The organism is Aeromonas aquatilis (genome assembly GCF_054052405.1).
Map to the genome: position 1 here is coordinate 58781 of NZ_JBSTYP010000004.1, position 22379 is coordinate 81159.

Annotated in this window: 19 protein-coding genes; 12 read left to right on the forward strand and 7 right to left on the reverse strand. The window is 58.1% G+C overall.

Features of this window, described 5'->3' with window-relative positions; genetic code table 11:
• The first annotated feature begins 53 nt into the window (after positions 1–53).
• The 12 genes from thrS (at position 54) to cobB (ending at position 15396) form a co-directional block, all read left to right on the forward strand.
• Entirely contained in the window at positions 54–1982 is a 1929-nt protein-coding gene (gene thrS / locus ACW5W8_RS02520) for a threonine--tRNA ligase (protein ID WP_498626255.1), read from the forward strand.
• Positions 1983–2003: 21 nt separating this feature from the next.
• The gene (gene infC, locus ACW5W8_RS02525) at positions 2004–2534 is read left to right on the forward strand and encodes a translation initiation factor IF-3 (protein ID WP_205422431.1); all 531 of its coding nucleotides are present in this window, start codon (positions 2004–2006) and stop codon (positions 2532–2534) included.
• Between the two features lie 86 nt (positions 2535–2620).
• Positions 2621–2818 carry a 50S ribosomal protein L35 gene (gene rpmI, locus ACW5W8_RS02530; RefSeq protein ID WP_005315535.1) on the forward strand — a complete coding sequence of 66 codons (198 nt, stop codon included), beginning with the start codon at positions 2621–2623 and terminating at the stop codon, positions 2816–2818.
• Positions 2819–2832: 14 nt separating this feature from the next.
• The gene (gene rplT / locus ACW5W8_RS02535) at positions 2833–3189 is read left to right on the forward strand and encodes a 50S ribosomal protein L20 (RefSeq protein ID WP_005336687.1); all 357 of its coding nucleotides are present in this window, start codon (positions 2833–2835) and stop codon (positions 3187–3189) included.
• 528 nt (positions 3190–3717) lie between these two features.
• Positions 3718–4326, forward strand: a complete 609-nt coding sequence (locus tag ACW5W8_RS02540) for a thiol:disulfide interchange protein DsbA/DsbL (protein ID WP_498626256.1) — start codon at positions 3718–3720, stop codon at positions 4324–4326.
• A gap of 671 nt (positions 4327–4997) precedes the next feature.
• Complete coding sequence (gene pheS / locus ACW5W8_RS02545) at positions 4998–5981, forward strand: phenylalanine--tRNA ligase subunit alpha (RefSeq protein ID WP_498626258.1); 984 nt, start codon at positions 4998–5000, stop codon at positions 5979–5981.
• Between the two features lie 12 nt (positions 5982–5993).
• A complete protein-coding gene (pheT, locus tag ACW5W8_RS02550) occupies positions 5994–8381 on the forward strand; it encodes a phenylalanine--tRNA ligase subunit beta (protein ID WP_498626259.1) in 2388 nt (795 codons plus the stop codon).
• 3 nt (positions 8382–8384) lie between these two features.
• Positions 8385–8681, forward strand: a complete 297-nt coding sequence (gene ihfA / locus ACW5W8_RS02555; RefSeq protein ID WP_005300715.1) for an integration host factor subunit alpha — start codon at positions 8385–8387, stop codon at positions 8679–8681.
• Positions 8682–8696: 15 nt separating this feature from the next.
• The gene (locus ACW5W8_RS02560) at positions 8697–12686 is read left to right on the forward strand and encodes a response regulator (protein ID WP_498626260.1); all 3990 of its coding nucleotides are present in this window, start codon (positions 8697–8699) and stop codon (positions 12684–12686) included.
• Entirely contained in the window at positions 12673–13917 is a 1245-nt protein-coding gene (locus tag ACW5W8_RS02565; protein ID WP_498626261.1) for a response regulator, read from the forward strand. Before ACW5W8_RS02560 ends, ACW5W8_RS02565 begins: the two co-directional genes overlap by 14 nt.
• A gap of 3 nt (positions 13918–13920) precedes the next feature.
• The gene (locus ACW5W8_RS02570) at positions 13921–14562 is read left to right on the forward strand and encodes a GNAT family N-acetyltransferase (RefSeq protein WP_498626263.1); all 642 of its coding nucleotides are present in this window, start codon (positions 13921–13923) and stop codon (positions 14560–14562) included.
• Positions 14563–14622: 60 nt separating this feature from the next.
• The gene (cobB, locus tag ACW5W8_RS02575; protein ID WP_498626264.1) at positions 14623–15396 is read left to right on the forward strand and encodes a Sir2 family NAD+-dependent deacetylase; all 774 of its coding nucleotides are present in this window, start codon (positions 14623–14625) and stop codon (positions 15394–15396) included.
• An 89-nt stretch (positions 15397–15485) separates the two neighbouring features.
• Here cobB and ACW5W8_RS02580 read toward each other — a convergent pair whose 3' ends face one another.
• The 7 genes from ACW5W8_RS02580 to ACW5W8_RS02610 all read right to left on the reverse strand — a co-directional run bounded on the left by ACW5W8_RS02580 (position 15486) and on the right by ACW5W8_RS02610 (position 22246).
• Positions 15486–16499 carry a substrate-binding domain-containing protein gene (locus ACW5W8_RS02580; RefSeq protein WP_498626265.1) on the reverse strand — a complete coding sequence of 338 codons (1014 nt, stop codon included), beginning with the start codon at positions 16497–16499 and terminating at the stop codon, positions 15486–15488.
• On the reverse strand, positions 16499–17431 hold the full coding sequence (gene rbsK / locus ACW5W8_RS02585) for a ribokinase (protein WP_021230083.1): 933 nt from the start codon (positions 17429–17431) through the stop codon (positions 16499–16501). Before rbsK ends, ACW5W8_RS02580 begins: the two co-directional genes overlap by 1 nt.
• 108 nt (positions 17432–17539) lie before the next feature.
• Positions 17540–18415, reverse strand: coding sequence for a ribose ABC transporter substrate-binding protein RbsB (gene rbsB, locus ACW5W8_RS02590; RefSeq protein WP_498626310.1), 876 nt, complete (start codon positions 18413–18415; stop codon positions 17540–17542).
• A gap of 30 nt (positions 18416–18445) precedes the next feature.
• Positions 18446–19414, reverse strand: coding sequence for a ribose ABC transporter permease (rbsC, locus tag ACW5W8_RS02595; protein ID WP_005336670.1), 969 nt, complete (start codon positions 19412–19414; stop codon positions 18446–18448).
• A complete protein-coding gene (gene rbsA / locus ACW5W8_RS02600; protein WP_498626266.1) occupies positions 19411–20940 on the reverse strand; it encodes a ribose ABC transporter ATP-binding protein RbsA in 1530 nt (509 codons plus the stop codon). Before rbsA ends, rbsC begins: the two co-directional genes overlap by 4 nt.
• 35 nt (positions 20941–20975) lie before the next feature.
• Positions 20976–21395 carry a D-ribose pyranase gene (gene rbsD, locus ACW5W8_RS02605; RefSeq protein WP_058052594.1) on the reverse strand — a complete coding sequence of 140 codons (420 nt, stop codon included), beginning with the start codon at positions 21393–21395 and terminating at the stop codon, positions 20976–20978.
• Between the two features lie 233 nt (positions 21396–21628).
• Positions 21629–22246, reverse strand: a complete 618-nt coding sequence (locus tag ACW5W8_RS02610) for a glutathione S-transferase family protein (protein WP_498626267.1) — start codon at positions 22244–22246, stop codon at positions 21629–21631.
• Between the last annotated feature and the right edge of the window lie 133 nt (positions 22247–22379).

The window sequence follows — 22379 nt, forward strand, 5'->3', positions numbered from 1 at the left end:
TCATCCCGCATGTGACCTTTGGTACGGGTCACCACTGTATAAGGAAACACATAATGCCAATCATTACTCTGCCTGACGGCAGCCAACGTCAATTTGCCCACTCTGTTTCCGTCATGGATGTGGCTGCGGACATCGGTCCCGGTCTCGCCAAGGCGTGCATTGCCGGTCGGGTAAACGGTGAACTGGTGGATGCGTGCGAGCTGATCGAAGCCGATGCTGCACTGGCCATCATCACCGCCAAAGACGAAGAAGGTCTGGACATCCTGCGCCACTCCTGCGCCCACTTGCTGGGTCATGCTATCAAGCAACTCTGGCCCCAGACCAAGATGGCCATCGGTCCTGTCATCGACAACGGCTTCTACTACGACGTTGATCTTGAGCGCACCCTGACCGATGAAGATCTGGCTGCCCTGGAAGAGCGCATGCTGGCGCTGGTAGCCAAGGATTACGACGTCATCAAGAAGAAAGTCTCCTGGCAAGAAGCGCGCGATGTATTCGACGCGCGCGGCGAGTCTTACAAAGTCGAAATCCTGGATCAGAACATTGCCCGTGATGACCAGCCAGGTCTCTATCATCACGAAGAGTACATCGACATGTGTCGCGGCCCGCACGTGCCCAACATGCGTCACTGCCACCACTTCAAGTTGCTGAAGATGTCCGGCGCCTACTGGCGTGGCGACTCCAACAACAAGATGCTGCAGCGTATTTACGGTACAGCCTGGGCTGACAAGAAGCAGCTCAAGGCCTATCTGCAGCGTCTGGAAGAGGCCGCCAAGCGCGACCACCGCAAGATCGGCAAGCAGCTCGACCTGTATCATATGCAGGAAGAAGCGCCCGGTATGGTGTTCTGGCACAACGATGGCTGGACCATCTTCCGTGAGCTGGAAACCTTTATCCGCGGCAAGCTCAAAGAGTACGACTATCAGGAAGTGAAAGGTCCGTTCATGATGGACCGCGTCCTGTGGGAGCGTTCAGGTCACTGGGAGAAATATGCCCAGGCCATGTTCACCACCCAGTCCGAAAACCGCGAGTACGCCATCAAGCCGATGAACTGCCCGGGTCACGTCCAGATCTTCAATCAGGGGCTGAAATCCTACCGCGATCTGCCGCTGCGGATGGCCGAGTTTGGCTCTTGCCACCGCAACGAGCCGTCCGGTTCCCTGCACGGTCTGATGCGGGTGCGCGGCTTCACTCAGGATGACGCTCACATCTTCTGTACCGAAGAGCAGATCATGGAAGAGGTCTCCGGCTGTATTCGCATGGTCTATGACGTCTACGGTACCTTTGGCTTCGAGAACATCGTGGTCAAGCTCTCCACTCGTCCCGAGCAGCGTATCGGCTCTGACGAGATGTGGGATCGCGCCGAGAAAGCACTGGCCGAAGCGCTGGAGCTCAACGGTCTGAAGTACGATCTGCAGCCGGGTGAAGGGGCGTTCTACGGTCCCAAAATTGAATTTACCCTGCACGATTGCCTTGATCGTGCGTGGCAATGTGGTACCGTGCAGCTCGACTTTGCCCTGCCTGGTCGTCTGGGTGCCACTTATGTGGGCGAAAACAACGATCGCCATGTACCTGTGATGATCCACCGGGCCATCCTGGGTTCTATCGAGCGCTTCATCGGCATTCTGACTGAAGAGTACGCCGGTCTGTTCCCGACCTGGTTGGCACCGACTCAGGCTGTGGTCATGAATATCACGGACAATCAGGCCGATTATGCGGTGAAAGTAGCCAAAGCATTGAATGATGCGGGCCTTCGCGCAAAAGCGGACTTGAGAAATGAGAAGATTGGCTTTAAAATCCGCGAGCATACTTTGAAGCGAGTACCTTTCATGCTGGTCTGCGGCGATAAAGAAGTTGAAGCCGGTAAGATTGCAGTACGGACTCGTAAAGGGGCTGACCTGGGCACTTATCCTGTTGAAGAGTTCATCGCTCTGTTGACCCAGGAAGTTCAGACCCGCGGACAAAAGAAAGTGGAGGAATAAGCTATAAAAGGCGGAAAAAAACTGGGCAAGCAACCGCAAGCCCGCGCTCACCGGATCAATGAAGAGATCCGTCTGAAAGAAGTTCGTCTGACTGGTCTGGATGGTGAAGCCATCGGCATCACCACCATTCAGGATGCTCTGAACTTGGCCGCAGAGGCCGGAGTTGATCTGGTCGAGATCAGTCCAAATGCTGAGCCGCCCGTTTGCCGGATCATGGATTACGGCAAATTCCTCTACGAAAAGAGCAAAACAACCAAAGAACAGAAGAAAAAGCAGAAAGTCGTCCAGGTCAAGGAAATCAAATTCCGTCCTGGCACTGACGAAGGCGACTATCAGGTAAAACTACGCAACCTGGTTCGCTTTCTGGAAGACGGGGACAAGGCTAAGGTCACCCTGCGCTTCCGTGGTCGCGAAATGGCCCACCAGGATCTTGGTATCAAGGTTCTGGAGCGCGTCAAGAACGATCTGGAAGAGTTGGCCGTAGTCGAATCGTTCCCGAAAGTCGAAGGCCGTCAAGCTGTGATGGTTCTCGCACCTAAGAAGAAATCTTAAGGCCCACAAGAAATTGACTCATGGGGCTCGCCCCATGAGTCGGTTCGCCTTGCGATTTTGTTGTCACTCACAATGCGGAGTATGAAATGCCGAAGATGAAAACCAACCGGGGTGCTGCAAAGCGCTTCAAAAAGACTGGCTCGGGTCGCTTCAAGTGCAAGCACAACCACCTGCGTCACATCCTGACTAAGAAAAGCAGCAAGCGTAAGCGCAAGCTGGGGCCGAAGTTCATGGTTTCTGCTGCCGACCACAAACGTGTTGTCGCTTGTCTGCCGTACGCATAAGGGGGATGTGAAAAATGCCAAGAGTTAAACGTGGTGTGACTGCTCGCGCTCGTCACAAGAAAGTAATGAAAGCCGCCAAAGGTTACTACGGCGCCCGTTCCCGTGTTTACCGCGTTGCGGTACAAGCGGTAACTAAAGCTGGTCAGTATGCCTACCGTGACCGTCGCCAGAAAAAGCGTCAGTTCCGTCAGCTGTGGATTGCGCGTATCAACGCTGCAGCCCGTCAGAACGGTCTGTCCTACAGCCGTCTGATCAACGGTCTGAAGAAGGCTTCTATCGAGATCGATCGCAAGATCCTGTCCGATATCGCCGTTCACGACAAAATGGCTTTCACCGCCCTGGTTGAAAAAGCTAAAGCAGCTCTGGTTTAATCCAGTCCTGTTATAAACGCTAAAAGGAGGCTCAGGCCTCCTTTTTTGTTGGTGTAATATTTAATTTCCGTATTTATTTATATTCACTGGTAAACTAAATCAAAATTGAAATATTTAATTAAAAATGATAAATCAAGTTTCATCTTATCTATCTAGCGTAATAATTTTTCTAAACCTATAGTTACGCTGCTTTTGCGATTTTTCATCAATATTCATCTTGGTACCTATCCTGGCTATATATAAATTATACCTAAAACTATTCTTTGTATTGTTTAATAACTACTAGGGGTTACAAGATTCAGAATATTCGGGAGCTTGGTGTTATATTAATGCTGAGGTTTTCAATAGGATAATATTGAGGTAAGAACAGATTTTATATTTCATGTTGATGAATTTATGTTTAAGTTAATGATCTATTATTATAATATGTAATAGCATTCTTGTAACAAGAGCTGATGTTTGTTCAGTTTCTAGCAAGGTCGAAATTGCTATAATGAAATTTTTGTTTGACCATCAACTGGAAGTTTTATGAAAAAAATTCTTTTGATCCTTGCTGCTATCTTTATGCTTCCCTGCGCTAATGCGGCCCCAGAGTTCAAAGAGGGGGTCAACTATGATGTCCTCAAGCAAACAGATACTGCTCAACCAGAGGTATTGGAGTTTTTCTCTTATTACTGCCCGCCATGTGCGAAATTTGAACCCATCGTTGAGCAGTTACAACATGACCTCCCCAAAGAGGTAGCTATCAAGAAGAATCCGGTCGCTTTTTTTGGGCGCGATATGGCCCAGGAGATGCAGCGGGCTTATGCAACCGCAACACTACTTAATGTTGAAAGCAAGTTAACTCCATCACTCTTTCATAAAATCCAGGTACAGCGCCAAGCTCCACAAAATCGTGATGATATTAAAAAGCTCTTTGTAGAGAATGGCGTAAAGGTAGAGGCATTTGATAACACGGTTGATAGCTTTGCAGTTTCATCCATGGTAAGCCAGTTCGATCGTAACACAGAGAAATATAATATTCGTAGTACCCCGACATTTATTGTCAATGGCAAGTATATGATAAAGATTGAGTCTATCAATTCACAAGAGCAGTTCACCCGGTTGATCAAATATCTTTTGACAAAGGATGCATGATTAACTTTACACGTATTTAACGAGCCTTATATAAGCGGTTTGTTTAAAAAAGAATACAAGAGATGATGTTGAGTAATCGGCATCATCTTTTTATTGGATGCAGATCTCATGGCGTCTCCGACAGATAATCAACGTTGATATTTGTGGGTCATAGCAGGTCTTTCCCATGATTGTATTGGCGTAGCCAAACAGGGGAGGGTGATTGAGGCACTTTATAAGTCATTATTGAGTTAGGTGTCATTTTGCATGGTGTCGATCACCCTGGTTTGTCCTATGGAAACACCAACAGAGCGTCAGAGCCGTGGCACAAGACCGCAGATCAGATGTCGTGGAGGGTAGTGGGAACTCTACTTGGTATGTGGGGCCTCTGTATTTCATTGTGTTTGACGGCGATCCATTGGCTTCTACGCTCACGCTCAATAAGGTTGGATTGGCCCATACGACTTCATAGGGTCTTCCAAATACCTTAATATGCCAACAAACTTAGCGTTAATAACACAATTTTAAACAAGGACCGGGGGAGCTTGAGACTCACTTGATATAACAAAATGATTTCTAGGGAGAAAAGCGAGCCATAACTATGGTCAGCGAAGGGGCTTTTTTTGTATTATTCCCCTCTTGACCTTATTTAGCCTAAAGGCTCCTGTACCGGGAGTGGTGACGAGGAAGACATGCAACAGCTTGAAAAAGTAGTCGGCCAAGCCAGAGCCGAAATTGAGGGCGTGAGCGATATCGCGACCCTCGACGAAATCCGGGTCAAATATCTGGGTAAAAAGGGCTTTTTTACCGAGCAGATGAAGGGCCTGGGTGCCTTGTCTGCCGAAGAGCGTCCCGCCGCGGGCGCCGTGATCAACCAGGCCAAACAGCAGGTTCAGGATGCCCTGAACGAGCGTCGTGAAGCGCTCGAAGTTGCCGTGCTGAACCAGAAGCTGGCAGCCGAGACCATCGACGTAAGCCTGCCGGGCCGTCGCATCGAGAATGGCGGTCTGCACCCGGTAACCCGCACCATCGAGCGCATCGAGCGCCTGTTTGGCGAGATGGGCTTCAAGGTTGCCCGTGGTCCCGAGATTGAAGATGGCTTCCACAACTTCGATGCGCTGAACATTCCGGCTCACCACCCGGCGCGTACCGATCATGATACCTTCTACTTCAATCCTGATCTGATGCTGCGTACCCACACCTCTGGTGTGCAGATCCGCACCATGGAGCATCAGCAGCCGCCGATCCGCATCATTGCACCGGGCCGCGTCTATCGTAACGACTACGACATGACCCACACCCCGATGTTCCATCAGGTTGAAGGTCTGCTGGTTGACGAGCATGCCAGCTTTACCGAGTTGAAGGGCATTCTGCACGACTTCCTGCGCAACTACTTCGAGGAAGACCTGACCATTCGCTTCCGTCCTTCCTATTTCCCGTTCACCGAGCCGAGCGCTGAAGTAGATGTGATGGGCAAGAATGGCAAGTGGCTGGAAGTGCTGGGCTGCGGCATGGTGCACCCGAACGTGCTGCGTTCGGTCGGTATTGATCCGGAAAAATACTCCGGCTTTGCCTTCGGCATGGGCGTTGAGCGCCTGACCATGCTGCGTTACGGGGTCAACGACCTGCGTGCCTTCTTCGAAAACGACCTGCGCTTCCTCAAGCAGTTCAAGTAAGGGCGAGAGAACATGAAATTCAGTAAATCCTGGGTGATGGAGTGGGTCCGCACCGAGTTGAGTGACAATGCGCTGGCCGAGCAGATCACCATGGCCGGTCTGGAAGTGGACGCCGTGGAAGCGGTGGCTGGCCAGTTCAACAATGTGGTTGTTGGTGAAGTGGTCGAGTGCGCCCAGCATCCGGATGCCGACAAACTGCGGGTGACCAAGGTCAACGTGGGCGAGGCCGAGCTGCTGGACATCGTCTGCGGTGCGCCGAACTGCCGCCAAGGCCTGAAAGTGTGTGTGGCCAAAGTAGGGGCGACCCTGCCGGGTGATTTCACCATCAAGAAAGCCAAGCTGCGCGGTCAGCCGTCTCACGGCATGCTCTGCTCTTTCAGTGAACTGGGTATCGACATTGAAGCCGATGGCATCATCGAGCTGCCGCTTGACGCCCCCATCGGGACCGATATCCGCGAATACCTCGCGCTCAACGACGTCAGCATCGATGTGGATCTGACTCCGAACCGTGCCGATTGCCTCGGTATCGCGGGTCTGGCCCGTGAAATCGGCGTGCTCAACAGCGTTGACGTGGTCGAGCCGACCTGGACGCCAGCTGTTGCCACTATCGATGCCACCTTCCCGATCCGGGTTGAAGCGCCTGCCGATTGCCCCCGCTATCTGGGTCGTGTCATCAAGGGGCTGAACCTGCAGGCCCAGAGCCCGCTCTGGATGCAGGAGAAGTTGCGCCGTGGCGGTATCCGCTCCATCGACGCCATTGTCGACATCACCAACTACCTGCTGCTGGAATACGGTCAGCCGATGCACGCCTTCGATCTGGCTACCCTGGAAGGGGGACTGGTGGTACGTCGCGCCCACGCTGATGAGCCGATGACCCTGCTCGACGGCAACGAAGTGAAGCTCAAAGAGACCACCTTGGTGATTGCCGATGCCAAAGGTCCTGCCTGCATGGCCGGTATCTTCGGTGGCAATCGCACCGGTGTTTTCGAGACCACTACCGACATCCTACTGGAGTGTGCCTTCTTCGCGCCACTCTCCATCACCGGTCGTGCCCGTGCCTACGGTCTGCACACCGACTCTTCCCATCGCTTCGAGCGCGGGGTCGATCCCGAGCTGCAAGCCAAGGTGATGGATCGTGCCACCCGTCTGCTGCTGGATATCTGTGGCGGCGAAGCCGGTCCGGTCATCGAGGTCAAATCCGATGCCCATCTGCCGAAAGCGGCACCCATCCGCTTGCGTCGTAGCAAACTCGACAAAGTGATAGGTATCAGCGTGGCTGATGCTCAGGTGGTCGAGATCCTGACTCGCCTCGGCATGCAGGTCACTGTGGATGCTGATGGTTGGACTGCGCTGGCTCCCTCCTGGCGTTTCGATATCGCCATCGAGGAAGACCTCATCGAGGAAGTGGCCCGCATCTACGGCTACAACAACATCCCGAACCTCAAACCGGCCGCATCTCTGGCGATGGTGGAGCAGGCAGAAGGGCAGGTGACCCTGAAGCGCGTGCGCGACCTGCTGGTTGACCGCGGTTTCCAGGAAGCGATCACCTACAGCTTCGTCGATCCCAAGACCCAGCAAACCCTGTTCCCGCAGAGCGATGCCATTGTGCTGCCCAACCCGATTTCGGTCGAGATGTCCGCCATGCGCGTCTCTCTGTTCCCGGGTCTGGTTCAGGCGGTGGTCTACAACCAGAACCGCCAGCAGCCGCGCGTGCGCCTCTTCGAGCAGGGTCTGCGTTTCATCAAGGACGAAAGCGCCGAGAACGGCATCCGTCAGGAGCCGATGCTGGCCGGTATCATCACTGGCAACCAGAGCGACGAGCACTGGGACATCAAGACCCGCGCAGCCGACTTCTTTGATTTGAAAGGGGATCTGGAAGCGGTGCTGGACTTGACCGCCGAAGGGGCCACTTTCACCTTCGAGCGTACCGAGCACAGCGCCCTGCACCCGGGCCAGAGCGCAGCCATCCTGCGTAATGGCGAGGTCATCGGCCACATCGGCGTGATCCACCCGAGCCTCGAGAAGAAGCTCGGTCTCAAGAGCCGCGCGGTGATGTTTGAACTGGAGCTGGACAAGCTGACCCCGGCCAAGGTACCGGTGGCTGCCGAAGTGTCCAAGTTCCCTGCCAACCGTCGCGACATCGCCGTGGTGGTCGATGTTGCGGTTCTGGCAGGTGATGTGCTTGCGGTAATTAAAAAAGTTGGCGGAAATCAGGTAGTTGGAATAAACTTGTTTGACGTATACCAGGGTGCTGGTATGGCAGAGGACAAGAAGAGCCTGGCCATCAGTCTTGTATTGCAAGACACCCAGCGCACCCTGGAGGAGAAAGAGATTGCCGAGACCGTAGACAATGTCGTGCGGGCCCTTGGTGAAGAGTTGAATGCATCCTTGAGGGATTGATCTATGGCGCTTACCAAAGCCGACATTGCAGAGCACCTGTTCACCCAGCTCGGGATGAGCAAGCGTGAAGCCAAAGATATGGTGGAAGCCTTCTTTGAGGAAATCCGACAGGCGCTTGAGCGTGGTGAACAAGTCAAGATTTCAGGCTTCGGTAACTTTGACCTTCGTGAGAAGAATCAGCGTCCCGGACGCAACCCCAAGACGGGCGAGGATATTCCTATCAGCGCCCGCCGCGTGGTGACCTTCCGGCCTGGCCAGAAGCTCAAGGCTAGGGTAGAAAATGTTGAACCCAACGAGTGATAAAAAGCCAGGCAGATGCCTGGCTTTTGTTTTCAGATGACCAAATTCCCCGTTTTTCTTCTGGGTGCCGTACTGGCACTGCCATTGCACGCCAAGCCTTTGCAGACCACAGTGCTGCCGTTGGCGCCGGCGACCCAAGCTTATGTAAATTCACTGAGTCAGCTTTCGCTCTGCTATCCTGCGACGCTTCCTCCACCATACCTGATGGCCGAGGGGGGACTGCTCAAGGATCGCCTCGCCCGGTTGCAGGAGCTGTTCCCGGTTCCCCTCGTGCTCAAAGAGTTGCCCGATTGGCAGACATTGCGCAACGGGCTCGCAGAGGGGGAATGCGACATCATTCCCTATGTCGGAACCCGCAAGAAGGCCGTGGAGGGCATGCGGTTAAGTCGTCCGATGATGGAGACCGATGCCGCCATCCTCTACAAGGGTGAAAATCTCAAACAGGCCCGCTTTCTGGTCTACTCGGTGGCAGACTCTGCCCGCCTGCTGCACGAGCTCTATCCTCAGGCGCGCATTATTTCCCTAAAAAGTGGAGTGAAGGTCTACGACGCGCTGCAGAGCGGCAAGGGTGACGCCTATCTGGGGGACTATCTGCAACTGCGCTATCTGATGCGCGAGTTTCCTGCCGATGGGTTGCGCCTGCGCCGCCTGTTTGGTGAGGATCGGATCATCAGCTATCGCCTGATGATGCGTGATCAGCCTGAGTTGGCCAATCTGGTGGACACCCTGATCCGTCATATGCCCGCCGGTACTATCTATACCGATCTGGCTCGCTATCTCGATCAGGGATCGCTCTACGTCAACCAACCCCACTTCAGCGATACCGAGCAGGCCTGGTTATCCGGCCGCGGGCGCACCATTCGCCTGGTGGTCAATCCCGAGTTGATGCCCTATAGCGGCGTCAATGATCTGGGGGAGCCGAAAGGGTGGAGCGCGGATGTGCTGCGCTGGGTCACCCAGGAGACTAGCCTAAAATACAAGCTGGTGCCTGCCGCCAGCAAGGCGGAGGCCGTAGAAAAGCTGCGCCGTGGTGAGGCGGACATGATGGCCGGCTTGCCGGAATCCCCTGCATTGACGGATCAGTTCATTTTCAGTCGGACGATCTCCACCAACCGGTTTGCCTTGATCAGCAAGCGCAAGGTGGTCGCCGATCACATCACCCAGCTCAAGCGCCAGCGCATTCTGGTGCCGGAATCCCTCTACGATCCCTCCTTGCTCGCCCTGCTCGGTGATCAGGAGTGGGTTCGCACCGACGGCCTTGAGCAGGGGCTTGCCGCGATCAAACAGGGCAAGGCTGACGCCATGCTGAGCGAGCTATATCAGCTGCAATATCCCCAGCGTACCAACTTGCTGGAAGGGCTCGATATCGAGGAGCTGGAAGATCGCTTCAGTCTTGGCTTTGCCATCAACAAGAGTCAGACCGAACTGGCCGGGGTGATGGATCGCAACCTGATGACGCTGACCAACACCCAGATTGACGAGCTTAACCAGCGCTGGCGCCGCTTGCTCGTCGTGCAGCAGCCCGGCGTGAGCTACGCCGCCTGGTTTGGCTCCATCGCCATGGCACTGCTGATCAGCGGTATCGTCATCGGCGGGATCTGGCGCTCCCGCCAGCAACTGGCTCGGGAGGTGGCCCAGCGTCACGCCGCCGAGAAGGCGCTGGCCATCGAGAGCGAGCTGCGGGAAACCATGTTTCAGGCGTTGCCGGTGCCCGTCTATCTGCGCAACAGCCAGGGCAAGGTTATCAAATCCAATAAACAGGGGCGACGTCTGGCCCTGCGCTATTCGCAGCAGTTGATGCTGCCGCCGGTGCAACCTCAGAAGAGTGAAGGGGAGTTGGTGCTGGGGGATCAGGTCTTCGCCTATGCCCAGCATCCGCTGCGGCTGGACAAGCAAGCACCCGCCACCGATCTCATCGCCCTGTCGGATATCAGTGTGCTGCGTGAGCAGGCCCGTTTTCTGCGTCAGGCAGAGCGCCGCCTGCGCGCCCTGACCAATACCGTGCCCGGCGTGGTGCTGCAGTTTATGTTCGAGCGGGGACGGGTGGGGGGTATCGAGTTTATCAGCCGGGGCTGTTACGAGCTGCTGGGGCTGGCGAGCCAGCAGATCCGCCGTGAGCCCAAACGGGTGCTCATTATGCTGGAGCGCGAGGATCGCCGCCGGGTAAGCTGTGAGATGTTCGCCATGTTGCAGGCGGGCAAACCCTTCGCATTCACCCTGCGCTATCACCATCCGACCAAGGGTCTGCGCTGGTTGCAGCTCTATGGCCGTGGCCGCAGTCAACCGCAGGGTTGGCGAATTTATGCGGTGATGCAGGATGCCACTGCCCGGGTCGAGCAGGATCAGGCATTGCAGCACTCCCATGAGCAGGCGCAACAGGCAGTTCTGGCCAAGGGGCGCTTTTTGGCCGCCATCAGCCACGAGATCCGCACGCCGATGAACGCCATGCTCGGCTTGCTGGAGTGGCTGGCCAGCACCCCTTTGTCCAGAGAGCAGGATTCGGCGCTGGCGCGGGTGCGTCAGGCGGGGGATGAGCTGCTCGGCCTGCTCAACGATGTGCTCGACTTTAGCCGCAACGAAAACAGCAAACTCTCCCTCTCGCCGCAACCCACTGATTTTGCCGAGCTGTGTGAGCACGTGGCGGCAGTGCACTGGACCAAGGCGCGGGCCAAGGGATTGCAACTGCGCCTTAAGTTGGATCCGGCTCTGCCTGCCCTGCAGACCCTCGACCCTCACCGGGTACGGCAAGTACTCCACAACCTGCTCTCCAATGCCATCAAGTTCAGCCTGCGTGGGGAAGTGGTGCTGTGGGCCGAGGTGGTCGCATCGACTTTGCGCTTCGGGGTCGATGATCAGGGGCCGGGGATCACCGCCAAGATGCGCAGCACGCTCTTTATGCCGTTCGAGCAGTTTGCCGTTGAAGGGCAGCTGCGGGCGCCCGGCACCGGTCTTGGTCTGGCGATCTGCAAGCAGTTGATCGAGCAGATGGGGGGGCTTATCGATGTCGAGGGGCGCGTCGGTGGCGGTAGCCGCTTCTATTGCGAGTTGCCGCTGAAGCGGGTGCAGCAGGAGCCGGACTGGCAACCCAATGTGCGGCAGCTGGCGCTCTCTTTACCCCACGATGAGGCGCAAGCGCTGTCGCCCTGGCTTAGTCGATTGGGGATCGCCACCGTCAGCAACGCCATTGATACGCTGCAAGCGGAGGTGGACGAGAAGGGGCTCTACTATTGGGCCTGGCAAGGGGAGTCCTGGGTGCCCGGGACCATCATCACTCTGCTGCAGCCACGGTTGACCCCGGATCAACCGGTGGCCGGCACCCAGCCCGGGCTCGGCATGCGGGTACTGCTGGTTGAAGATCACGATGTCAATCGCGAGCTGATCAGCCTGCAACTGGGGCAACTTGGTGCCAGCGTTATCACTGCCGCCAACGGGCAGCTGGCGCTGGAGATGCTGGCGCAGCAAGAGGTGGATTTTGTGCTGACCGATCTGCAGATGCCGGTGATGAACGGGGCCGAGCTGTGCAGGCAATTGCGCCAATCCGCCCGTTGGGCCCGTCTGCCGGTCTATGTGATCACCGCAGATCTCAGTGATCAGGCGGCAAGGGAGCTGCAATCCTGCGGTTGCGATGGCCATCTGGACAAGCCGGTCGCCCTCAAGGAGCTGGCGACCTTGCTGCGCCATATTGCCAAAGAGGGGAGCAATGTTGTCGCCCCGACACCGGTTGCCTCGCTGCTGACCGATGAACTGGCCGCCCTTTATCTGAAGGCTACCCGTGATGATTTGGCCGAACTTGAGCGCTGCAGCACAGAAGAAGATGAAGTTGGCGTGAATGCTGCTTTACACAAGTTGAAGGGGGCCGCCAGAATGGTAGGGGCGACTGCGTTAGTTGCGGTCATTGAAGAGTGGCAACAGGCGCCCCATCCGATGCTGCAAGCCAGATTGAACCGGGCACTGGATGAGTTTAGCCAGCAGTTTTCAAAGAGGGCTCAAGATGATCATCACTGATGAAGAATTACTGGCGTTGCTCGATTCGGAAGAGCATGAGGCGGCAGGATTTTGCCCCATTGTGCTCTATGCCCTCGACAGCACCGCCCATGAGTTGGCCAGCACCATGACATTGCCCTCCTATGTCACGCTGCACCGTACCCGACCGGATGCCTACTGGCAGTGGGAAGGGCTGTTTGCGGCCGGCGCCATCGCCCTTTACGACCCCGCCGCTCATCAGCAGGCGGATTACTTCCCCCAGTTGCAGCAGCATGAGGGAATTTACGCGATTGGCGAGGATTGGCTGGGGGGGCTTGCCGCCAGTTACCGTAAATGGTGCAACTGGCTGGCCGCTAACAAGGTGCTGCTGCTCGAGGATCACCCGTTTCAGGGGATGCAACTGCAACAGACCATCGCCGGGTTGGGGCTCTCCTGTCAGTGGGTACAGGATGAGTCGGCCTGTCTTGCGGCATTGTCGGCGGGCGACATCAGCCTGCTGGTGTGCGATCTCAGTCTGGTGGAGCAAGATGCCATCAGTCTGCTGATGAACCAGCCCCAGTTGCAGGAGGCCGGGCTGCCCATTGTGCTGCTTTCGGCCCATGAGCAGACGCTGATCGATGGTGCCCGCCGCCTGCTGCACGATGCCGGTTTCAACATTCTGGCGGCACTGGCAAAGCCGCTCGATTGCGACGAGCTGCTCAGGTTGCTGCGTCGACTCTATCTGGGCCCGCTGCGTCAACAGCGCTTGAGCGGCCAGCGCCGCACCATCCGCCGGTGGCAGGGGGAGGTGCAGGGTCAGCTAGGGCTGCTCTCCAGTCCCGCGACCCCTCATCCGGTCTGGCTGGCGGTGACGGGTTTGCCCAGCCGCTGGGATGCCCTCAAGGATTGGCTGACGGAGCTGTCGCGTACCCCAGCCGAGCTGACCCTGCTGATCCACCGTCGTGACCACCTGCTCGGCAATGCCGATCGCTTCGCGCTGGTGCTGCAAGCCAGTCTGGCAGGGAGCAAGTTGGCGCTGCTGCTCGATAACAGCCAGCATCTGCCATTCGATCTGCTGGAGCGTTTGCCGCTGCAAGCCTTGCTGCTAGGGCAGGGGATCTTGCCGGAGATGGAGTCCTTGACCGGTGACTCCCTGCTGGGACGCTTTATGGCCAGGGTTCGGGAGCTGGGGATCGCCGTCTATCTGGATGATCCTTACAACCTGCTCGACGTTGAAGTGTGGCGAGAGCGCGGTATGACGGGGCGCTGGTAAGCCATGCCGCGCTACCTCTGCTGGCCCATGCACCGGGAGCGCCTTGGCAAAGGGCTGGAGGGCTGGCCCCATCCGGTTTCCCGCGCCGCGCTGCCACTGGCGATGAATGTTGCAGAAGTGCCATGCCTGCTACGCGAGCTACACGGTGTTGCGCCTGCCCGCATGCTGGCCGCTTACGATGCTCTGAGTGAAGAGAGCATCTATCTGCGCTTTATGCGCCCGAAACGGACGCCGCCACCGGAACAGGTGGCCCAATTTCTCAATTACCATCCTGAACAACAGATCTCGCTGCTACTGACCGATCTGGCCGGTGAGCCGCTGGCTCAGGCGCAATCAATCCGCCGCCGCCTTCATCCCGATCGGGCGGAGTTCTCCTGCATCGTAGCGGATCACTTCCAGCACAAGGGGGCGGGGCGGCGCATTCTGCTGGCGCTGGCACTGCTGGCCAGGGCGGACGGGATCCGGGAGTGGACGGCGGAAGTGCTGGCCCAGAACCGGCCCATGCTGACCCTGCTCAAGCGCCTTGGCTTGCCGCTGACCCTGGTAACCGGGCGGGAGATGGTCTTTGTCAGACTGGATCTGTCGGTACTGGATGCCTGGTTACCCGTGCTGCCAGCGGCGCCGCTTAAGACCAAGGGCGAATAGTGACACTTTTTTCCCTGTGCTAAGGTCACATTTATTGTGCGGGGATAGACGGAGCAGCTTATGGCGCAGTCATATAAACATATCGTGATCCTGACCGGCGCGGGGATCTCTGCCGAATCCGGCATCAAGACCTTTCGTGCCTGCGATGGTTTGTGGGAAGAGCACAAGGTCGAGGATGTGGCGACTCCCGAGGGGTATGCCCGGGATCCCGAACTGGTGCTGCGCTTTTACAACTCCCGCCGCAAACAGCTGCAACAGCCCCAGGTTCACCCCAATCCGGCCCACTATGCGCTGGCCCGCCTCGAGCGACTGCTGCCCGGTTCGGTGACGCTGGTCACCCAGAACATCGACAATCTGCACGAGAGCGCTGGCAGCAAGAACCTTATCCATATGCACGGGGAGCTGCTCAAGGCCCGTTGCCCCGAGTCCGGTCAGGTGATCGAGTGGCGTGGTGATCTCCATCAGGACGAACTCTGCTCCTGTTGCCAGTTCCCTCAACCGATGCGTCCCCATGTGGTCTGGTTTGGCGAGATGCCGCTCGGGCTGGATCGCATCTACAACGCGCTGGCCCAGTGCGATCTCTTTATCTCCATCGGCACCTCTGGCGCTGTCTATCCGGCCGCCGGGTTTGTCCATGAGGCGGGCCTCAACGGCGCACACACCATCGAGCTCAATCTCGAGCCGAGCGAAGTGGGCAGCCAGTTTGATGAAAAACGCTATGGTCCCGCCTCTCTGCTGGTGCCCGCCTATGTCGATGAGTTGCTGGAGGCGTGCGGCATTCATCAACCGAGGCAAGTCGAGGGGCACAACTGGATGGAGATGCGTGAACGCTAGGCGCTAGGGATAGCAGAAAAGCAAAAAGGCGACTCGGGGAGTCGCCTTTTTGTTGTACGGTGCTTTTATTGTCCGGTAGCGGGTGCCTGTTACGATTGCGCGGGTAGGGGGGCGCTAGATTGCCTGATCACCAGATCCGGGTCTACGGTGATCAGATGGTTCTCCACCACCTCGCCGTTGATGCGGGCCAGCAGGCGGGTGACGGCGAGGCGCCCCAGCTCCTCTTTGGGCTGGTTGACGGTAGTGAGCGGCGGCGACATAAATTCGGCCAGTGCCACATTGTCATAGCCGACGATGGAGATATCCCGCGGGATCACCATCCCCGCCTGATGGGCGGCACTGATGGCCCCCATCGCCATCATGTCGTTGCAGACAAAGAGGGCGGTGGGGCGCTCGGGCAATGCCAGCAGACGAGTCATCGCCTGATGGCCGCTGGCGCAATCAAAGTCCCCCTCCTGGATCCACTCTTGATTGAGCGTGAGACCCGCCTCCTGCAACGCCAGCTCAAATCCTGCCTGCCGCTGGTTGGCGGGGGCGCGGCTGTGGGGGCCTGTGATGCAACCGATGGCGGTATGGCCCAATTCAATCAGATGGCGGGTTGCGAGATAACCGCCGTGGAAGGAGTTATCGGCGATAAGATCCACATCTTCGCTGACCAGCCCCCAATCCATCACCACCACTGGCAGGCTCTTGAGCCAGTCGAGCTGGTTGAACACCTCTTGCTGTCCTTCGCTACACATGATCAGCAGGCCATCGACCCGCTTGCGCAGCATCATTTTGAGGTAGGAGAGAGCGGTTTCTGCCTGCCCCTCGGTGTTGCCCAGCATCAGGTTGTAGCCCTGCTCGAAGCAGTAGCGCTCCACCCCGCGCACCACCTCGGCAAAGAAGGGGTTGCTGGAGGTGGTGACCAGCATGCCGATACTGTTGGTCTCCTTCACCTTGAGGCTGCGGGCCACCAGGCTCGGGGCATAGTTGAGCTCGCGCATGGCCGCAAAGACCCGCTCGCGGGTCTCCTCGGCCACAAAGCGGGTCTCGTTGATGACATGGGAGACGGTGGTGGTCGAGACCCCCGCCAGCGCCGCCACCTCCTTGATATTGGCCATCAGTGCCCCTGTGCAGTCTGCTCAAGCAGGAAGGTGTCGACCTCCTGCTTGCTCGGGATGGAGCTCTGGGCGCCGAAGCGGGTGACAGAGAGCGCCGCGGCACCGTGGGCAAAACGCACCGCGCTGTGGAAATCGGCCCCCGCCAGTTCCGCCGCCAGCAGAGCGCCGTTGAAGGTATCGCCCGCGGCAGTGGTATCCACCGCCTTGACCCGAAAGCCCGGGATCAGCTGTTGCTGCTGGGTGTTGCTGCAATAGACCCCCTGCGACCCCAAGGTGATCATCACGTCCGCAATGCCCATCTGGTGGAAACGGGCGGCCGCCTCGCGGGCGCTCGCTTCATCGGTGACTTTCACGCCTGTCAACAGCTCGGCCTCGGTCTGGTTGGGGGTGATAAGGTCGACCAGTGCCAGCAGCTCGCTTGAGAGCGGACGGGCAGGCGCTGGGTTGAGCACCACCCGGGTGCCGTGGGCGCGGGCCAGCCGTGCAGCCTCATGGACGCTCTCCAGCGGCACTTCCAGCTGCAACAGCAGGGTGTGGGCGTCGGCGATCATGGCTTCGTGGTTTTTCACCACAGCCGGAGTGATGGCCCCGTTGGCTTCGGCGGAGATACCGATGCTGTTCTCCCCCTCATCGCTCACATAGATGATGGCGATACCGGTCGGGAGCTTGGGATCGAGCTCGACGGCGCTGACGTCGATACCATCTTTGGCAAAACCGCTCTTCATCTGGTGGCCGATGGCGTCATCACCGATGCGGGCGATAAAGGATACGGGGGCGCCGAGGCGGGCGGCAGCAACCGCCTGATTGGCCCCCTTGCCACCGGGCACCACCTGATAGCTATGGCCGGTCAGGGTTTCACCTGGGCGAGGAAAGTGGGGAACGCGCAGCACGTGGTCTGCATTGACACTGCCCAGAACGACGAGACGATTCATGTTGACTACTCCTGATGCATCTTGGCTTGAACACAGTGATTGAGTGAGCCCAAGCCGGGAGGCACCTGAACGAGAGGGAAAAGGGGAGGCGAACCTCCCCTCGAGCACTTACTTGCTGACCACTTGCAGCGGTACCGGAATGGATTTCTCGACCGGCTGACCTTTCAGCACCTTGTCGGCAGTCTCGACGCCGATGGCTCCGATCAGCGCGGGCTGCTGGGCCACGGTGGCGGCCAGTTTACCCTTGGCAACGGCGGCTTTGCCATCGTCAGTGCCGTCGAAGCCGACGATCATCACCTCTTTGCCGGCAGCCTGCACCGCGCGGATGGCACCGAGCGCCATCTCGTCGTTCTGGGCGAACACCGCCTGTACGGTCGGATGCGCTGCCAGCAGGTTTTCCATGACGTTCAGACCCTTGGTGCGGTCAAAGTCGGCCGGCTGAGAAGCCAGCACCTGCAGCTTGTTGGCCGCCACGGCCAGGGCAAAACCTTCGCCACGGTCACGGGCGGCAGAGGTACCGGCAATCCCTTCCAGCTGAATGACCTTGGCGCCGGTACCCAGTTTTTCGGTGATAAAGTCACCGGCCAGCTTGCCGCCTGCCACGTTGTCGGAGGCAATGTGGGCCTTGACCTCACCTTGCGCGGCGCCACGGTCCAGGGTCAGCACCGGAATGCTGGCCTTGTTGGCGAGACGGATGGCATTGCCGACCGCTTCGGAGTCGGTGGGGTTGATCAGGATGGCGCCGACCTTGCGCACGGTGAGATCTTCCATGTTGGAGAGCTCTTTGGCCGGGTCATTCTGGGAATCCAGTACCACCAGCTCGTAGCCAAGCTCCTTGGCTTTGGCTTCGGCACCCTCTTTCATGGTGACGAAGAAGGGGTTGTTGAGGGTGGAGACCACCATGGCCAGGGTTTGATCGGCGGCATGGGCGGTGCCCAGCACGGACATGATGGCGGCAGCGAGCAGGGTATTGAGCTTTTTCATCATTTCATTCCTTGTGTGTGGCTTGTCTTATCAACGATTGCTTTTGTTATCGATCATCACGGCAAGCAAGATCACGCTGGCCTTGGCGATCATCTGGTAATAGGAGGATACGTCGAGCAGGTTGAGGGCGTTGTTCAGGAAGCCGATGATCAGCGCCCCTATCAGGGTACCCATGATGCGACCCTTGCCGCCCATCAGGCTGGTACCACCCAGCACCACGGCAGCGATAGCATCCAGCTCGTAACCCATGCCCGCCGTCGGCTGGGCAGAGGAGAGGCGAGAGGTAACGATAAGCCCTGCCAGCGCCGAGAGCGCGCCGCACAGACCATACACCGCCAGCTTCACCCGATCCACATTGATGCCGGAGAGACGGGTAGCCGATTCGTTGCCACCCAGCGCGTAGATGTAGCGACCGAGACGGGTATGGTTGAGCATGAACCAGGCGAGCAGGAAGACGATGGCCATCAACCAGATGGGCACCGGCAGACCGAACAGGTAACCGGTACCGAGCCAGGCGAAGTGATCGGCGCCATCACTGAAACCGGTGGAGATGGGGCGACCCTCGGTATAGACCATGGTGATACCGCGCAGGGCGGTCATGGTGACCAGGGTGGCGATAAATGCCTGTACCTTGCCCTTGGCAATGATGAGGCCGCTGACGCCGCCCAGCAGGGCACCGGCACCCAAGGTGAGGGGCACCACCAGCCAGATCGGCAGCTCCATGGCGACCATGGTGGCCGCCAGCGCACCGCACAGGGCCAGTACCGAGCCGACCGACAGATCGATACCGGCGGTGAGGATAACCAGCGTCATGCCGACCGCCATGATGGCGTTGACCGAGGTCTGGCGCAGGATGTTGAGCAGGTTGTCGGCGGTGAAGAAGTTGGGGCTCAGAAAGGAGACCACACCAATCAGGACCAGCAGCGCGACTAGGGATTTGTTCTCGATCCACCACGCCTTGCTCATGACGCCACGGCGGGAAAGGGTTTGGGTTGTCATTGGGATGCCTCTTGCTCTGCTTGCCACTGTTTACCGACTGCCGCCGCCATCAGCTTCTCCTGATTGGCATCGCGGGTGTTGAACTCTGCGCTGATGCGCCCTTCGTGCATCACCATGATGCGATCGCTCATGCCGAGCACTTCCGGCATCTCGGAGGAGACCAGAATGATGCTCATTCCCTCTTTCTTGAACTGGTTGATTAGCTGATAAATTTCCTTCTTCGCCCCCACGTCGACGCCGCGGGTCGGTTCGTCGAGGATCAGCACCTTGGGCCGGGTCAACAGCCCCTTGGCGATGGCCACCTTCTGCTGGTTGCCGCCAGAGAGCAGCTTTATCAGCTGATCCTGACTCGGGGTCTTGATGTTGAACAGACGCACATAGTCGCTCACCGCCTGCCGCTCGGCCTTGCCGTCGATCTTGCCGTTGCTGATGAACTCGTCGAGGGCGCAGAGACTCATGTTTTCGCGCACCGACAGCTCCAGCACCAGCCCATCCCCCTTGCGATCCTCGGAGATATAGGCGATGCCGGCGGCCAGACCATCGGCCGGGCTTTTGGGCACCAGAGCATGACCGTCCACTGCCACTTCACCGGCGCTGATGGGGCTGGCGCCGTAGATAAGCTTCATCAGTTCGGTGCGGCCGGAGCCCATCAGGCCGCTAAAGCCCAGAATTTCCCCCTGACGCAGGGAGAAACTCACCCCGCGCACGCCGGGACCAGCCAGATCTTTCACCTGCAGGCTGACGGGGCCAAGCTCGCGTTCAAGACGCGGGTACTGCTCTTCCAGCCGGCGACCAACCATCATCTCGATGATCCTGTCTTCATCCAGATCGCTCACCGCCTTCTCGCCAATCCACTTGCCATCGCGCAGCACAGTGACCCGATCGCAGATCTCGAAGATCTCCTTGAGGCGGTGGGAGATATAGACGATGCCGCAACCCTGCTCACGCAGCTCGCGGATCACCTTGAACAGCTGCTCGGTCTCGGTATCGGTCAATGCATCGGTCGGCTCGTCCATGATGATGACGCTGGCATCGAACGACAGCGCCTTGGCGATCTCTACCATCTGCTGTTCGCCGATGGAGAGATCCCCTAGTCGGGTATCCGGGCCATGCTTGACGCCAAGTCGCGCCAGCAGGCCGCTTGCCCGCTCGCGCAGCTGTTGGTGGTCGATGTTGCCAAAACGGGTACGGGGTTCGCGACCGAGGAAGATGTTGGCGGCAATCGACAACTCCGGCAGCAGGTTCAGCTCCTGGTGGATGATGCTGATCCCCTGATCCTGAGAATCGCGGGGGCCCTTGAAGTGGACCGGTTGACCGCGGTAGCTGACGCTGCCCGCATCGGCCTGATAGATACCGGTCAGCACCTTCATCAGGGTGGATTTGCCGGCGCCATTTTCACCGAGCAGGGCCATCACCTGGCCCGGATAGACCCGCAGACCCGCTTCGTCGAGGGCGCGTACACCGGGGAAGGTCTTGACGATCCCGGTCAGCTCCAGAATGGGTGAGAGGGGGGAGGTTGTGCTCATTTGCAGCTTCCTTGAAGAGGCCTTCTTTGAAGAATTCAGAACGCTACACCGGCGCAGAGGATCAGGTTGGCGTAGGGAGTCACCTCGCCGCTGCGCACGATCGCCTTGCTCTGGCGGGAGCGGGTTTTGAACTCCTCATGCAGGCAGTATTCGATGGCGATGGGCTTGCCCTGGGCGGCTGCGTGGGCTTCAAGCTGATCGACCAGCGCCTGATGGGCGGCGGGGCTGATCTGCTTGATCTCGCTTGCCATGATCACCTTCTCCACCACCAGATCGGTGAGCAGGGCGGTCAGTACGGTTTCAAGGCTGGGCGTCCCCGCCATCAGCGCCAGATCGATCCTCTCCGGACCTGCCGGAATGGGCAAGCCAGCATCGCAGACGGTGATCTCGTCGGTGTGGCCCATCTGTGCCACCAGAGCACTCAGGGGAGCATTGAGCAGTACGCCTCGTTTCATACAGCACCTCATCAGGCCTTGGCCCGTCAATCTGTGAACCGTTAGGCAACCGGTTACGCAACCGGTTGCGTCATGGCGCAAAGATAGGCTTTTTACTAAGGAAGGGCCACGGCAAAACCACGGAAATGTGAAAACGATCTCAAAGGCGGGAGAAGAAGTGCAGGGGAGGAGGCAGGAAGGGTGTCAGCAGAGCCCTGACACCCTTGTAATTCATCTAACTATTGATTTTATGGTTAGTTGGCCAGTGCCTTGGCGACCGCCGGACGGCTCAGCATACGCTGATAATGATCGGCAACCTTGGGGAATTCACTGATCTCGATCCCATCGCTTTTCAGCCAGCCCGCGACCACGAACAGATAGATGTCCGCCACGCTGAACTGCTCGCCCAGCACCCAGGGGCCTACCAGATAGTGCTGCTCAATCTGGGCAAAGCCATCGCGCATATTGCTGGCGACTTTCTGCTGCATGGCGGCAATGGCCTGCTCGTCATCGGCCCAGCGGCTGCCACGGCGACCGTGGGCGTGGGAGACATGCACGGTGGAGGCGAGGAAGCTGTTAACCTCCTGCATGCAGGCCAGCAGGAACGGGTTGTCCAGCGGCACCAGTTTGGCATCGGGGAAGCGCTGTGCCACATAGAGCAGCAGGGCCGGGGTCTCGGTCAGGGTGCCCTGCTCGGTGGTCAGGGCAGGCACCCGCCCTTTGGGGTTGATGGCAAGATACGCAGGATCACGCTGCTCACCGGCGGCGAGGTTGACGAGACGGGGTTGGAACGGGGCATTCGCTTCCAGCAGGGCAATCTGCACGGCCATGGCACAGGTGCCGGGAGCGAAATAGAGGGTCAGATCGGACATGAATACTCCTGATTGGCTCAGGCCACCCGCGATATCGACGAAAGATTGCTTCGCGGAGCACCACGGGCAGTCATGAAAAAGAAAGGGGGCAACGCTTGCCCCCACAGCCAATCTACACCCCTAAGGGGTGATG

Excerpts from the sequence above, each read along its gene's own strand:
- thrS (WP_498626255.1), top strand. The coding sequence starts at position 54 with ATGCCAATCATTACTCTGCCTGACGGCAGCCAACGTCAATTTGCCCAC.
- rpmI (WP_005315535.1), top strand. The coding sequence starts at position 2,621 with ATGCCGAAGATGAAAACCAACCGGGGTGCTGCAAAGCGCTTCAAAAAG.
- rplT (WP_005336687.1), top strand. The coding sequence starts at position 2,833 with ATGCCAAGAGTTAAACGTGGTGTGACTGCTCGCGCTCGTCACAAGAAA.
- ACW5W8_RS02540 (WP_498626256.1), top strand. The coding sequence starts at position 3,718 with ATGAAAAAAATTCTTTTGATCCTTGCTGCTATCTTTATGCTTCCCTGC.
- pheS (WP_498626258.1), top strand. The coding sequence starts at position 4,998 with ATGCAACAGCTTGAAAAAGTAGTCGGCCAAGCCAGAGCCGAAATTGAG.
- pheT (WP_498626259.1), top strand. The coding sequence starts at position 5,994 with ATGAAATTCAGTAAATCCTGGGTGATGGAGTGGGTCCGCACCGAGTTG.
- ihfA (WP_005300715.1), top strand. The coding sequence starts at position 8,385 with ATGGCGCTTACCAAAGCCGACATTGCAGAGCACCTGTTCACCCAGCTC.
- ACW5W8_RS02560 (WP_498626260.1), top strand. The coding sequence starts at position 8,697 with ATGCCTGGCTTTTGTTTTCAGATGACCAAATTCCCCGTTTTTCTTCTG.
- ACW5W8_RS02565 (WP_498626261.1), top strand. The coding sequence starts at position 12,673 with ATGATCATCACTGATGAAGAATTACTGGCGTTGCTCGATTCGGAAGAG.
- ACW5W8_RS02570 (WP_498626263.1), top strand. The coding sequence starts at position 13,921 with ATGCCGCGCTACCTCTGCTGGCCCATGCACCGGGAGCGCCTTGGCAAA.
- cobB (WP_498626264.1), top strand. The coding sequence starts at position 14,623 with ATGGCGCAGTCATATAAACATATCGTGATCCTGACCGGCGCGGGGATC.
- ACW5W8_RS02580 (WP_498626265.1), bottom strand. The coding sequence starts at position 16,499 with ATGGCCAATATCAAGGAGGTGGCGGCGCTGGCGGGGGTCTCGACCACC.
- rbsK (WP_021230083.1), bottom strand. The coding sequence starts at position 17,431 with ATGAATCGTCTCGTCGTTCTGGGCAGTGTCAATGCAGACCACGTGCTG.
- rbsB (WP_498626310.1), bottom strand. The coding sequence starts at position 18,415 with ATGAAAAAGCTCAATACCCTGCTCGCTGCCGCCATCATGTCCGTGCTG.
- rbsC (WP_005336670.1), bottom strand. The coding sequence starts at position 19,414 with ATGACAACCCAAACCCTTTCCCGCCGTGGCGTCATGAGCAAGGCGTGG.
- rbsA (WP_498626266.1), bottom strand. The coding sequence starts at position 20,940 with ATGAGCACAACCTCCCCCCTCTCACCCATTCTGGAGCTGACCGGGATC.
- rbsD (WP_058052594.1), bottom strand. The coding sequence starts at position 21,395 with ATGAAACGAGGCGTACTGCTCAATGCTCCCCTGAGTGCTCTGGTGGCA.
- ACW5W8_RS02610 (WP_498626267.1), bottom strand. The coding sequence starts at position 22,246 with ATGTCCGATCTGACCCTCTATTTCGCTCCCGGCACCTGTGCCATGGCC.